The following is a 12,995-nucleotide window of genomic DNA, read 5'->3' on the forward strand; positions in this document are numbered from 1 at the left end:
TTGTCAAGGACAAGGATCGATTCTCTCTCGGAAATTTCGCCTCGACGCGCTTCTATGTATCCCAATTCGGGGCGCAGTGAGCAATATCACATTCATTGACTTTTCATTTTCAACCTGTATAGAATGTTTTCCTATCTTCTCCAGTTTTTACAGATGATCATTTTTTCTAGGTCTGCATTCAAGCATCCATAGGCTGCCTTTTCGCCTTTTTTCAGCCCTCCGGATTTTATTAACATTAAAAAACGTGACTCTCTCTGCAAAAGGGATCGCCTTTTCTTCACCATAGCCAGGTACGTTCATCAGTCGAGCGACCGGAGCGGCCGAATCTCCTCATTTGTTCGGAGAGATGCCGCCTTCATTCCACGTGAGGGGCCGATGGATCATACAACCAGAACGGAAGGGCAAAAAAGGAGACTCGGCGATTTTCTCATTGAGACCGGCCATCTTACTCCAGACCATCTGAAGCAAGCGCTGGACGAGCAGAAAAAGATGAAGAAGCGACTCGGAGAGGTGCTCATCGATCTTCAGATGATCTCCGAAACCCAAATCGCTCGATCTCTCGCCGTCCAGTTGGGTTTGCGTTATACCGAGTTGGCGATGATACCGATCGACCCCGGCCTTCTCCTGCTCATCCCTAAAGCACTCGCCAAGCGACATTTGGCCATTCCCCTCGAGATCCAAAACAAAAAATTAACAGTGGCGATGTCAGACCCGCTTGACTATGAGTCGATTAACGACCTCCGATTCCACTCCGGGATGGCAATCGATCCGATCATTGCAACGCGAAGGGCCATCCTGGAGACCATCGAGCAGAACTATCATCTCGATTCCTCCGTGGAAAAGATCGTGGAGGCCTCGGCAAAAGAGTTCAACGCTGCCGCGATTCAGATCATTCCTCAGCTCGACGATGGCGCCCTGCTGCAATCCGAAGCACGCTCCCTGGAAGAGAGAAGCCGCCTCGCTCCGATCATCCAATTGGCCAACCTGATCCTGAATAAAGCAATTAAGCTGCGTGCAAGCGACATCCATATTGAGCCGGAGCAGAAAGACTTTCGAATCCGCTATCGAATCGACGGCCTGATGAGGGAAGATATGCGTCTCCCGAAGGGGTATCATACCCCTTTGGTTTCTCGAATCAAGATTTTGGCCAAGCTGAATATCGCCGAGCGGCGTCTGCCTCAAGACGGGGCGGTCCGGGTCATGGCCGAAAACCATGAGATTGACCTACGCGTTTCAACCCTGCCGACCCACCATGGGGAGAAGGTTGTTCTCCGCATTCTCGATCAATCGAAAATGATGATCCAGCTTGACCAAATCGGCCTTCCCGAAAAAGGGCTCTCTGCCATCCATCAGATGACCAAGAGAAAAAAAGGAATCATCTTGGTCACCGGTCCCACGGGGAGCGGAAAGACAACCACCCTCTATGCAATGATTAATGAACTGCGATCGGAAACAACCAACCTGACGACCGTTGAAGATCCGGTGGAATACACCATCGAGGGGGTCAACCAGATTCAGATCAATCCTGAAATTGGTCTTACCTTTGCGAATTGCCTTCGATCAATCCTTCGGCAAGATCCGAATGTAATTCTGGTCGGGGAGATCCGGGATTTAGAGACGGCAGAGATCGCCTTTCGCGCCGCCATGACGGGTCACTTGGTTCTCTCCACCGTTCATACGAATGATGCGGTCTCAACCATCACGCGGCTTGTCGATATCGGCATCCCCCGCTATCTTGTCTCGTCGGCGCTGACCGGGGTCATTGCGCAGCGACTGGTTCGGAAACTCTGTCTGAAATGCCGTGTGGAGACCACTTCCGCCCCCGCGGGCCGGTCCGACCCCTTAGAAACAAATAAAATGGCCGTCCTTGTACCCGCAGCCGAAGGGTCTTTGTTTCAAGAGCGCGGCTGCAGCCAATGCCACTATGCCGGCTTCTCAGGCCGGATCGGGCTTTTCGAAGTTCTCGACCTTTCTCCGAAATTGCGAGAGCGGATCTCCGCCGGGGCAACCGATCAGGAGATCCGGTCGACGGCAACCGCACTCGGGATGACCTCCATGGAAGAGGATGGTCATCAAAAAATCCGGCAGGGGACCACGACGCTCGGAGAGGTCATGCGGGCCGTCGAGATGGAGGAGTCGTTCAAAAGTCTTTGTCCCGAATGCGGCCGGTCGCTTCACCTCGATTTCTTAATCTGTCCTCATTGCGGCTGCACCTCTCCCTATGTCTGCGGGTCGTGTGGAAAACTTCTCCATCCGGAGTGGTCGGTCTGTCCCTACTGCCGAAGTCGCCGGACATCTGTACCTGACGGATTGCTGGGTCAGTCCCTTTGAGCAAAACGTTCGAATTTAATACACCATAGTGGGATAATTAACCTTTAGAGAGAATGCAACGCCATATCCGTTTTAGGCCTAAACACCGCTCTTTGTCTCTACAAACAGGCATTAGACTACATGTTCCTCCCCCTTGCGAAGAGGGCAATGTCGGGTTAAGATAATTCTATCCAATGACGCAGCAAAGATGGAGATTTTATGGAACGGACAGCGGAGACATTCAAGGGAAAATTGTTAATCTCGATGCCGATACTGAGCGATCCCAATTTTCGGCAGTCGGTGGTGCTCATTTGCGAGCACAATACGGAAGGGGCCTTGGGACTGATTCTAAACCGTCCGACGGAGGTCGGGGTCTCCGCCCTCATCGAAGACTTTCCCAAGCTCACCGGCTCCGACTGCGTCTATGCCGGGGGCCCTGTGGCCAAGAATGGCATGTTAATTCTCTGTCGAAGCGAAGGGCTCTTTGAAGGCCATACCATTCTCAAAGATGTCTTCCTCGCAAAAGATCTGGAGGAGCTCAAAACACCGGGTGTTTTGGGCCCGAACGGCGAAATACGCTGCTACCTTGGATATGCCGGATGGGCGGCCGGCCAGCTGGAAGGAGAGTTGGAAATAGGCGCTTGGCGGCCGCTTCCGGCCGATTCCAATTTGATCTTTGATGCAGAGCCCACTTTGCTTTGGCCTCAGATGATGCGCCGCCTTGGCACAGAGTGGGCTTTTTATGCCACCCTGCCTCTAGATCCGAGCATGAACTAACGCTTCTTTATCTCACAACGCTGCACGCTTCCATTCGCCCTCCCCTATGGGACGGCCTCTGTCCCCGACTCCACACCGATGCAACAAAAATGTGCACAATCTTATTAAATTTTGGAAAAAATCCATGACCGGTCTCGCTTCTTTACTAAAGGAGAGACGGTCTGGGATTTGCTCTTCAAAGCGGGAGTGAATTGAACCGCCGAACCATCTCTATTGGAGGGCACGATGAACAAACGTCCCCAGATTTTAATTGTAGAAGACCAGCTCGGTCCGAGAAAATCGCTCGAAATGATTCTCTCCCCTTTCTTCGATGTCCTCACCGTCGACCTGGGGGAAAAGGCGCTGGCGCTGCTTCAAGAGAAAGAGATCGACGTGGTGACAGTCGACCTTCGGCTCCCAGATCTACATGGGATCGACGTCCTGCGCCAAATCAAACGACTCCATGGGGATGTAGAGGTCATCATCATCACCGGGTATGGCGACTTTAAAACCGCGGTCGATGCGCTCCATTTGGGAGCTTCCTCCTATCTGATGAAGCCTTTTAATATGGGGGATGTCCTCTCGGCGGTCAACCAAGCCACCGGCAGAAAGCGGCAAATCGACCAGCTGAAGACCTTTCTCACGAAGATTGGCGAGGTGGTCGGAATCGATCAGGAGCTCACCCAAGGAATTAAGATGCTTGAAACGGATGGCTCCCTTCTTGAAAAAGCAAAAAAAATGTTTGAGCAAACCGAACAGGATGTCGAGGAGGAACGCCGGGTCAATCATTTTGAATTTATCCGGGCCCTCATCGACACCGTCGAGAGAAAAGACCCCTATGCGCATGGGCATTCCAGCCGCGTGAACTACTATTCTTACCTGATCGCTCAACGTCTCCGGCTGACCGATTTGGAAAAAGAGGAGCTTCAGATTGGCGCTTACCTGCATGATATCGGAAAGCTTGGGATCGATCTCAAAATCACAGGGAAAAAAGGAGAATACAATGAGGGAGAAATGGAGGCGATGAAAAAACATCCGGAGATCGGTATCAGTCTGGTCGCCCCGCTGAATCTCTCCCCGAACATCCTTGCATTGATCCGGCATCACCACGAGTATTACATCGGGAAGGGATACCCCGATGGGATCGGGGGAGAGGATATCCCTCTCCTGGCACGCATCATCGCCGTGGCGGATGCATTCGATTCAATGGTGTCCGATTATCCTTATGAATACCGAAAGGTCCTCACCTTAGAAGAAGGGGTCGCGGAACTGAAGCACTGCTCCGGAATTCAATTCGATCCAAAAGTGGTGGATGCCCTCATCCAGACGATTGAAGCGGAGCACGATCGCGTTCTCTTAAAATCGGCCCTCCTTGCCGACCTCTAATCTTATGGGAAAGTGCGGCGATCGACGCGAAGCCCACTGGGAAGAACCGCGCGAATACGGTGATTTCCGGAATCGGCGATGGTCAGTCCCCCCGCAGAATCGATCGCGATTCCCGTTGGAAAATCGAAGCGGGCCAACCCTCCGGCGCCGTCGATAAATCCCGGCTGACCATCTCCTGCCAAAGTCGTCACCCTTCCCTGCGGAAGGAGAATTTTCCGGATTCGATGATTCTTGCTGTCTGCAACGATCAGATTCCCTTCCGGATCGACCGCCACAGCGGTCGGCCATGAAAATTCAGCCTCTTCTCGGAGTCCCTCCTTATAGCCCGGCTGACCCGAGCCGGCAACCGTGGTCACCACCCCCTGCCGGTCGACTCGCCGGATCGTATGAGAGCCTGAATCGGCCACATAGAGATTCTCGACGTCATCGAACGCCAGCGCCGTCGGGTGGTTGAATTTTGCGAAGTAAGAGAGGCTGTCGTAATGTCCGGCCTCCCCCGTCCCCGCGACAATCATGACCATTCCCGCCGCCACCCGTTTAAGCCGATGCGCTCCCCGATCGGCCACATAAAGGCTTCCATCCGGCGCCACGGCGATTCCGGTCGGATAGACGAACTCCGATTCCAACGCCGGTCCTTCTTTGTTCCCCTGTTTTCCACTCCCTGCCACCGTGGAGACAATCCCATTCGGCGTGATCTTCCGGATTCGGAAATTATCGGCATCGGCGACATAGAGATTGTCGTCGGAGTCGATGGCGATCGCATTCGGTCCATGGAAGCGCGCCTCTTCTCCTCCCCCATCGGAGAAACCGGCGATCCCCTGGCCGGCAAACGTCGTCACCCAGCCGAAGCGGTCAATTTTCCGAATAGCATGATTGTCATAATCGGCGATGAAGCGCTCCCCCTTTCGATTGACCGCAACCCCGGTCGGCCAATCGAATCGCGCGACCATCGCCGGCCCGTTTTGAAGACCGCGCTGGCCCGATCCTGCAACGATCGACACAATCTTTTCAATAGCGCCTTGAAATACCCTTCGATCCGGTGTCGATGCAGAAAGGATCCGATCCGGAGAAGCGGGCAAGGAACACGCCATCAAAAGAAGGGACAAAAGTAGAATCAGAAAATTCAGCCGTCTCACGGTCTCCTCTGCGGTGAAGCAGATCGGTCGGGGAGATGCGCCGACCCCGCCGATCCGCTGAAAACACATTCTACGGGAAGGAGACGAAGCGGCGCAAGCGAAACCGCGCGCCGCGGACACGAATCGACGACGGACACCTCTAGTCGGAAGTGTTCGGTGTTGATTTCGGATTGGATTGGGGGGAGGAGAGGCTTCCGATCATCTCGGTGAGAAATTGGCTCGGCCGATTTTTCACCGCTCTGCCAAAACGGTTCCGCTCTTTGGCCCAGAGGAGATAGAGCCGCTCCTTGGCGCGGGTGATCGCCACATACATCAGGCGGCGCTCCTCCTCCAGCTCTTCTTGCGAAGAGAGGGCCGGGCGAAGGGGAAAAAGTCCTTGTTCCAAGCCGCAGAGAAAAACGGTCGGCCACTCCAGCCCCTTCGCGGCATGAATCGTCAGGAGCTTTACGGAGTCTTCCTCATCGCGCAGCTCGTCTTGGACCGACCGGGTAAATTGCCACCGTAAGAAAGCCGCCAGAGAGTGATCCTCCGGGTTCTCCTCTTGCCACCGGCCGATCTTTTGAAAGAGCTTCTGAAGGGAGGCTTCTTTGAGAGGGAATCCCTCCTTCCGATAACGCTCGGTGAACTCAAACCGACGGTCGAGCTCTTGGGCCAATTCGAGGGCGGTTGGATAATCCCCCCGCGACAGCTTCTCTTGCAGATCGAGAAGGTGCTCTTTGAACCAGGAAGAGGGAAGAATCTCAAAGAGCGGGCGCTCCGTCCGGGCCGCTTCCAGATTCAACTCGGAGAGAACCTCCGGCGCATACTCCGCCGAGGGCAATACTTTCCTCAAATGATAGTCATCTCCGGGATTGTGGAGAACGATCATTAAACCCAGAAGATGGCGGACCTCCTCTTTCTCCCAGAACGAAGAGGTCACAATCTGATAAGGAATCTTGCGCAGCTGCAGCGCGCGTGCCAGGGGAACCGCCTGGGCATGGGTCCGATAAAGGATCGCCATGTCGGCCGGCCGAGACCCTCCCTTTTCACAATCGCGACGGATGACCGAGGCAACCGCTTCGGCCTCCTTTTCCGGCGTGTCGGCTTGAAGCAGCGACACCGACAGGGATCCGGCCCAGTCGGTCCTCAATCGCTTCGACAGCTGATGGCGATTGTGGGAGATGAGACGGTTCGCCGCCTCGACAATCGGCAGCGTCGAGCGATAATTCTGCTCAAGCCGGATCACCTCCACATTGGGAAAGGTCTTCGGGAAAGAAAGAATATGGTCGATCTTCGCCCCGCGAAAACGGTAGATGCTCTGGTAGTCATCCCCGGCCAGGAAGAGATGCGCCGGCTGAAGCAGATCGATCATCTCCCACTGGTCGGGATCGGTGTCTTGAACCTCATCCACCAGGAGATGGGTGAAGCGCGCGCGGTAAGCCTCCCGGACCGCCTCTTTCTCACGGAGGAGGAAGTTGGCCGATTGAAGAAGTCCCCGATAGTCAAACGCATTCCCCTCCTTGAGTCGGCGGTGGTACTCGCGCAGAATCGGATGGTCGGCCGGGAACCGGCCTTCCTGGATCTTGCGGATCACATCGGTCGGATCAAAACGCATTCCCTGCTCATCAAGGATCCCCCGGATGAGTTCGACCTGATCCGCCTGATCGTAAATCGTGAAGTTCCGTCTATATCCGAGCAGCTCTCCCCAACGCTCCAGCAGGGAGGCGGCAAACGCATGGAAGGTGAGGAGATTCAATTTCCGCTGCTCGCCGATCTCCGACTCGATTCTCCGGCGCATCTCTCCGGCGGCGTGACGGGTAAAGGTGAGGGCAAGGATATTCCAAGGAGAGATCCCTTCCCTCAGCAAACGGACCAAGCGGAGGCTTAAGACCGCCGTTTTCCCGCTGCCGGCCCCTGCGTTCACGAGAATGACCGGCGCGCGGCTTTCGACCGCCTGGCGCTGCGCTTCGTTCAGAGTTTCAATTAATCGTGTTTGGCGTATTTCGCCCATATCCTGCATGTCCTCTCATTAAGCGGATGTCTTGGCCGAATCGACCATTGAAACAACCTTCACCCCCAGGCGCGCCGCATCTCCTGGAGGGATCCCCTCAACCCCTGCGGCGATGAAGTGATCGAGGTGTCCTTCATCGACGAAGGTCGAGAGCGCCTCGATAAATCGGCGCCGATGGGGAAGATCGACGCTTTCAAGATTATCGACCAGGAGCAGCCGGCAGCGCGGCTCGCGAAGCAGAATCAGCCCCGTCATCAAAGCGGCCGAGAAAAGAACCCGCTCACCGGTGGAGAGCGCCTCAAAGGGGATGAACCGCTCTTCCTGCTTCCACCCCATCTCGAAGACCTCATTCCCCCGCGCGTCTTGAAAGCGAAAGACAATCTCCTTTTCGGGATCGATCGTCTGCAACAGATCATTGACGATCTTGGTCATCGGGCGGAGCTGCTCCTTCATCATCTCCCCCTGGAGCCCCTTGGGGCCGAGCGCCGTAATTAACTGCTTGAGGGCTTCGATGTGAGCGTCGGCCTTTTTCAGATCGACCTGGTTCTGCTGATAAGCAATCCAGAGGGAGCGCTGCTCTTCCTGTTCGGCCAATTGCCGCTTCAGCCCTTCCAGGTGCCGCTCCAGCCCCTCTTTCTGTAAGAGGAGATCGTCGGGGTCGGCATAGCCGCTGTCGCCCGCTTCCTCCACCTCCAGCCGTGCCAGGATCTCCTCCAGCCGTTTCCCCTCGTCCTCTTGACGCAGCAAGCGCTGAAGCATCTCTTCCCAAGCGCCGATCTCTGCCTGCGCCGCCCGCGCTTCCTCGGCCAGGGTTTGGCATTTCGCTTGGAGCCGCCCGAGCGTCTCCTGAAGCAGCCGGAAGCGCTCCCACCGCGCCGACTGGGCCGCTTCACCCTCCGCCAGGGAGCTCTCCTGTTCAAAAAGACGGTGGCGGCCCTGTGTAATGACCGGCGCGAAGTCGACCGGACAGTCGACCCCTTCGACGACCGGGCAGCGTCCCCGGATCGCCTCGGCGCGGGAGAGATCCCGTTCCGCTATCTCAAAAGAGAGCTTCGATTCGCTCAATCGTTTCTCTTCCCTTTCGATCTCCGAGAGGAGCGCCTGCGCTTCCCGCTCGGCCTGTCGGATCTCCGATTCAAGCGAGGCGCGATCGAAGGAGCGCTCCCGCAACTCGGATAACCGCGTTTGCATCTGCTCGGCGGAGACGACACCGGAGCGCCAGTTCTCCAGTTGAGTCCGGTAGGCTTCGATCTCCCGGCCCCGCGCCTCGGCCGCCTTCCGGCGCTCATGGTCTTTGGCCAGCTCTTCACGAATGTTAACGATTCGCTCCGTTAGCTCCTCGATCTCCCGCTGCGTCGTCCGTGTCGTATCCGAGGGAATCAGCACCCCTTGATTGCGCGCCTGGAGCATCCGGCGGGCAGCCGAAACTCCCTCTCTTTTTCGGAGAAGCCAGAGAGAGTACTCTTTTTTTAAATGGATCAATATTCGATCGAAGTTCGTCTGTAAATCGTCTCGGTCCGACCAGAAAGAGAGCGCTTTGTCGATCCAAGCATGAAGGGTCAGAGAGCTGACCGGCGCGCGGACGATTTGGACCACTTGGCTCTTCAGTCGTGCTTTATCCCATCCCAGCCCTTTTGCCGGAGAGAGCTCAAAGAGGGTCGACCGCTTCTTGGCATCGGAGAGGGAGAGAAATGTGCTCAAATCGAACGAAACGGTAAAATCGCCGATCTCCTCGACGATTCGCCGATGCGCTTCGGCCATATTGCGCTCGCCTTTATGGGGCGAGACCCGAACCGACGTTGAGATCCCTTCGGAATTTAGCTTGAAGGTCCGGTGGAGAATAAACTTTCCCTCGGTCTCGATCTCCACCGACATTTCCTTTCCGGAGGCAAGCTGAACCACCGAAGCCGGAGTTTTCCCCAGCCGCGGCTCATAGCCTAAAATGCCGACGGTGACCGCTTGGAGCAGCGCGCTCTTGCCGGTGCCGTTCGGCCCGATCAAAAGCATCTTCGGGGCAAGCGCCCACTCGGAGCGCTTGCCCTTGAAGTTATGAAGACGAACCCGTGCGAGCTTCGGCATTAGTCCTCCTTCGGAGATTTCTTTTGATTTGAAGCGGCAGACGGGTCTACCGAACGGGGAGAGTTGGATTCGTCATCGGCAGGAATCGCACCATACTCGTCTCCCTCGAGCGATCCTTCCAGACTCACCTCCTCGAATCGCGCCTCTTCAATGGCCTGCTCGACTTCGACCTCTCTTGGATCAACCTGGCCCTTTCCGATCTTCTCGCCGATGTCGGCAAACTTCTTGTAATCGAAATCATGCTTGAAGCCGTAGACGGTAATTTTGGCGATTCCGTTATGGACTTCGACCGTCTTTGCCGCAATGGCCGGATGCTTTAAGAGCGCGTTCCGGGTGCAGATCGATTGAGCATGGCGGTCGCCGAACTTCTGGCGGCTGACATGCTGGCTGAAGACCTCCTGAATCTCGCCGTGCGAGAGATCGACCCACAACCCGACCGGATCTTCAATTTCGAAGAAAACCAGCGACCGTCCCGGACGCTCCGGACTCAGTGCGGTCGGCGGCTTTTCCTTCATCCCATAGCTGCCGCAGACCGGGTAGCGCCGGACTTTCACCTGCAGGTCCTGCAAAAAATAGGTATAGACGTTGAAGAAGAGGGTATAATCGACCCCGACCATATTCCCGATCGGATTGGGACCGAAGATGATCTTCCGGACGTAAACCGACTGGATCGCCCGGGTCTTCGGATGCCGCTCGATATAAGGGTTCGAGACTTCCTTGCCATCCACCACCACCGAAGGGGGGGTCATAATATTCAAACCGGGGAGCTGGTTCAATTTGTCCGATCCCGCCGAGGTGATCATCCAGTGCTCGCCGATCCTCTGAATTTCCTTGTTTCGCTCGGAAAGGGAAACGGGCATCTTACACGCCCGCATGATGCCGGAGGCGTCTCGGCGAATGAAGACCTCGCCATCTCCCAACAGCGCGACGTTTTGATTCCGAAGCGCCTGGTTTTCTTTTTGAAGTGTTTCGACCGATTCTTTTTTTGCGACGTTCACGTTCATCTTCTCTCCTTCTCTCCCACAACGTTCAAACGCGTTCATCGTGGGATGCCATGACCTTGTTAATCCTCGCTCGGCAGATTTTAGGGATGGATCGGCCAAGCGCCTCGCCCAAAAGGGCCTATTAAGCGCACGGGTCAGCGCCGGGATGGTGGTGAAGTGTGAAGCAATTCAGGAGTGGTTTATTCCGAAAAACCCAGGTATAACAGAGGAAACAGATTGAGCAAAAAACGAAAAAAAGAACATCATTTAACCGTTCTAAAACCATCACTCCATGCTTGTCGGACAGCTCTTATTTATAACATATGCCCTACTCATTGTCAACAGCTTATCAACAGCTTTATAAACATACCAATTCGTCATTATATGAACACTGTTTCATTGACAAGTAGAATCTAAAAAATATATAATTATTAGATACTTACGAAATATATTTCGATCTGTTTTATTTTGAACCTGGAGCAGCCTTTTCAAAGGAGTTAAGCCTCATGAGAATGACCATATTATTAGGGTACATATATTAATGAAATTTTACCAGGTTATCGCCACTGGCTTCGGAGTCGGGTATTTTCCCTTTCTGCCGGGAACGGCGGGAAGCCTTCTCGGCCTCTTTCTCTTTCTCCCGCTTCGCTCACTCTCTCCATTCTTCTTTGGTCTCTTCTTTGTCTTTCTCTTCGGATTGGGGACTTATGCGGCCGGTGCTTGCGAGCGCTCTCTTCAAAAAAAAGACGCCGGTGAAATCGTCATCGACGAGATTGCCGCAATGATGATCGTTCTCTTCCTTCTCCCCGCCTCGCTCGGTTGGTGGATCGCCGGCTTCATCACCTTCCGAATCTTTGATATCGCAAAGCCGCCGCCGATCCCTCTTTTTGAGAAACTGCCGGGGGGATGGGGAATTATGGCAGACGATGTCGCCGCGGCAGGTTATGCCGTTCTCTCTCTCCGACTGATCGAAATGATATTAAAGAGCCTCGGGGTGGGAGGATGACCGAGATCAGCGCCACCCTCCTCCGATGGGGCACCCCTCGAATCTTTGACTCAACCGTGGGGGCGCCGTTCGGCGCACTTCAGCGGACACTTTATCGCTCGGGGGTAGAAAAGATTGAAGAGACCTACGTCGAAGAGGAGGCGGCGTTGGAAGGAGCGCTGCGCACCGCAGCGGCGCGGAGTGCTGTTGTCTGCGTCGCCGCAACAGATGCGGATGGCGCCGGATGGGCCGCCCGTCTCGATGTGCTGAGGGGACTCATGGCGAAGGTCAGTCGGAAACGGCTGACCCTTTCCGCGAAAACGGACACCCTCCTTCCCGGCGGGACAGAAACGGTCGTCGATCCCGAAGGAGCCATTCCCCTCTTCCTTCTCCCCTTCTCCTTGCCCCACTCCTCCCGGCCGACCCTCTTGATTATCACCCCCGGAGGAGAGGCGGTCCTGGAACACCTCCGCCAGGAGATCGAGAAACAGATTCAGAAGGTCTTCGGTCCCCAGGCCGCGAGTCGATGGGTCGGGATCTGTGGGGTGGCACCGGGCGATGTCCTTCAGTGGGTCGGGGAGAACCTGGCAAAAACGGCGGTCGAGGTAAAATCCTTTCCGGCCATTGCCGGCGTGGACCTTCTCTTCCGATCACGAGACCCACTCTTGCTCAACACGGCGATGGCCGCATTGGAGGCGCGGTGGGGTCCGTCCTGCTATAGCTGGGAAGGGGAGACGCTGGAAGAGGTCGTCGGCAGGCTCCTTTTGGAAAAGCAAAAGTGGCTGGCGATCGCTGAATCGTGCACCGGAGGCCGGATCGCCGCTCGGATCACCCGCATCCCCGGCAGCTCCCGCTACTTCGATTCGGCCTCCATCACCTATAGCAATCGCTCGAAAGAGACACTGCTCGGCGTACCCTCTCCCCTTCTTCAAGAAAAAGGGGCGGTCAGCGCCGAAGTCGCGCATGCCATGGCCGAAGGAATCCGGCAACGCCAAGGGGTCGATCTCGGCCTCTCGGTTACGGGAATCGCCGGCCCGGGCGGAGGTACCGAGCAGAAGCCGGTCGGCTTGGTCTATATTGCCCTGTCGGATGGAAGACAGACCACGGTGGATCGATTCCTTTTCAGAGGAGACCGAGAGACGATCCAGGCCGAGGCGGCCCAGCGGGCGCTCGACCGGCTGCGGAGACACCTGATCGGCACCGGGGATCATTAAAATGCGGATGCCGAGCAGAAAAATGCGAAGAACATCCTGATCATTTACTTCCCCATTTTTGAGTCCTCCGCCAACGCTCCGAATTCTCGATTCAAAATCGGACACCTTTCAAAAAAAGTCAAAAAATGGTATAAGAGGAGATCTGATTTTCAGGAT

The 12,995-nt window shown here is 55.5% G+C and carries 9 protein-coding genes; 5 read left to right on the forward strand and 4 right to left on the reverse strand.

Annotated elements, in window-relative coordinates; all coding sequences use genetic code 11:
* Window positions 1-375 precede the first annotated feature (375 nt).
* The 3 genes from tadA (at window position 376) to HY282_13975 (ending at window position 4,452) form a co-directional block, all read left to right on the forward strand.
* The gene (gene tadA / locus HY282_13965) at window positions 376-2,331 is read left to right on the forward strand and encodes a Flp pilus assembly complex ATPase component TadA (GenBank protein ID MBI3804858.1); all 1,956 of its coding nucleotides are present in this window, start codon (window positions 376-378) and stop codon (window positions 2,329-2,331) included.
* A 198-nt stretch (window positions 2,332-2,529) separates the two neighbouring features.
* Window positions 2,530-3,087, forward strand: coding sequence for a YqgE/AlgH family protein (locus HY282_13970; GenBank protein ID MBI3804859.1), 558 nt, complete (start codon window positions 2,530-2,532; stop codon window positions 3,085-3,087).
* A gap of 225 nt (window positions 3,088-3,312) precedes the next feature.
* Window positions 3,313-4,452: a response regulator gene (locus HY282_13975; GenBank protein ID MBI3804860.1), complete on the forward strand. Its 1,140-nt coding sequence runs from the start codon at window positions 3,313-3,315 to the stop codon at window positions 4,450-4,452.
* Between the two features lie 2 nt (window positions 4,453-4,454).
* Here HY282_13975 and HY282_13980 read toward each other — a convergent pair whose 3' ends face one another.
* The 4 genes from HY282_13980 to HY282_13995 all read right to left on the reverse strand — a co-directional run bounded on the left by HY282_13980 (window position 4,455) and on the right by HY282_13995 (window position 10,661).
* Window positions 4,455-5,453, reverse strand: coding sequence for an SMP-30/gluconolactonase/LRE family protein (locus HY282_13980; protein ID MBI3804861.1), 999 nt, complete (start codon window positions 5,451-5,453; stop codon window positions 4,455-4,457).
* Between the two features lie 274 nt (window positions 5,454-5,727).
* Entirely contained in the window at window positions 5,728-7,578 is a 1,851-nt protein-coding gene (locus HY282_13985) for a UvrD-helicase domain-containing protein (protein ID MBI3804862.1), read from the reverse strand.
* An 18-nt stretch (window positions 7,579-7,596) separates the two neighbouring features.
* A complete protein-coding gene (locus HY282_13990) occupies window positions 7,597-9,657 on the reverse strand; it encodes a hypothetical protein (protein ID MBI3804863.1) in 2,061 nt (686 codons plus the stop codon).
* Window positions 9,657-10,661 (reverse strand): hypothetical protein, encoded by a 1,005-nt coding sequence (locus tag HY282_13995; GenBank protein ID MBI3804864.1) that lies wholly within the window; start codon window positions 10,659-10,661, stop codon window positions 9,657-9,659. The genes HY282_13990 and HY282_13995 overlap by 1 nt, the downstream gene beginning before the upstream one ends.
* A 520-nt stretch (window positions 10,662-11,181) precedes the next feature.
* Here HY282_13995 and HY282_14000 point away from each other — a divergent pair.
* Both HY282_14000 and HY282_14005 read left to right on the forward strand, forming a co-directional pair.
* Window positions 11,182-11,646, forward strand: a complete 465-nt coding sequence (locus tag HY282_14000) for a phosphatidylglycerophosphatase A (protein MBI3804865.1) — start codon at window positions 11,182-11,184, stop codon at window positions 11,644-11,646.
* Window positions 11,643-12,839 carry a nicotinamide-nucleotide amidohydrolase family protein gene (locus HY282_14005; protein MBI3804866.1) on the forward strand — a complete coding sequence of 399 codons (1,197 nt, stop codon included), beginning with the start codon at window positions 11,643-11,645 and terminating at the stop codon, window positions 12,837-12,839. Before HY282_14000 ends, HY282_14005 begins: the two co-directional genes overlap by 4 nt.
* Window positions 12,840-12,995 lie beyond the last annotated feature (156 nt).

This window comes from Candidatus Manganitrophaceae bacterium (assembly GCA_016200325.1).
Classification (GTDB): Bacteria; Nitrospirota; Nitrospiria; order SBBL01; family Manganitrophaceae; genus Manganitrophus.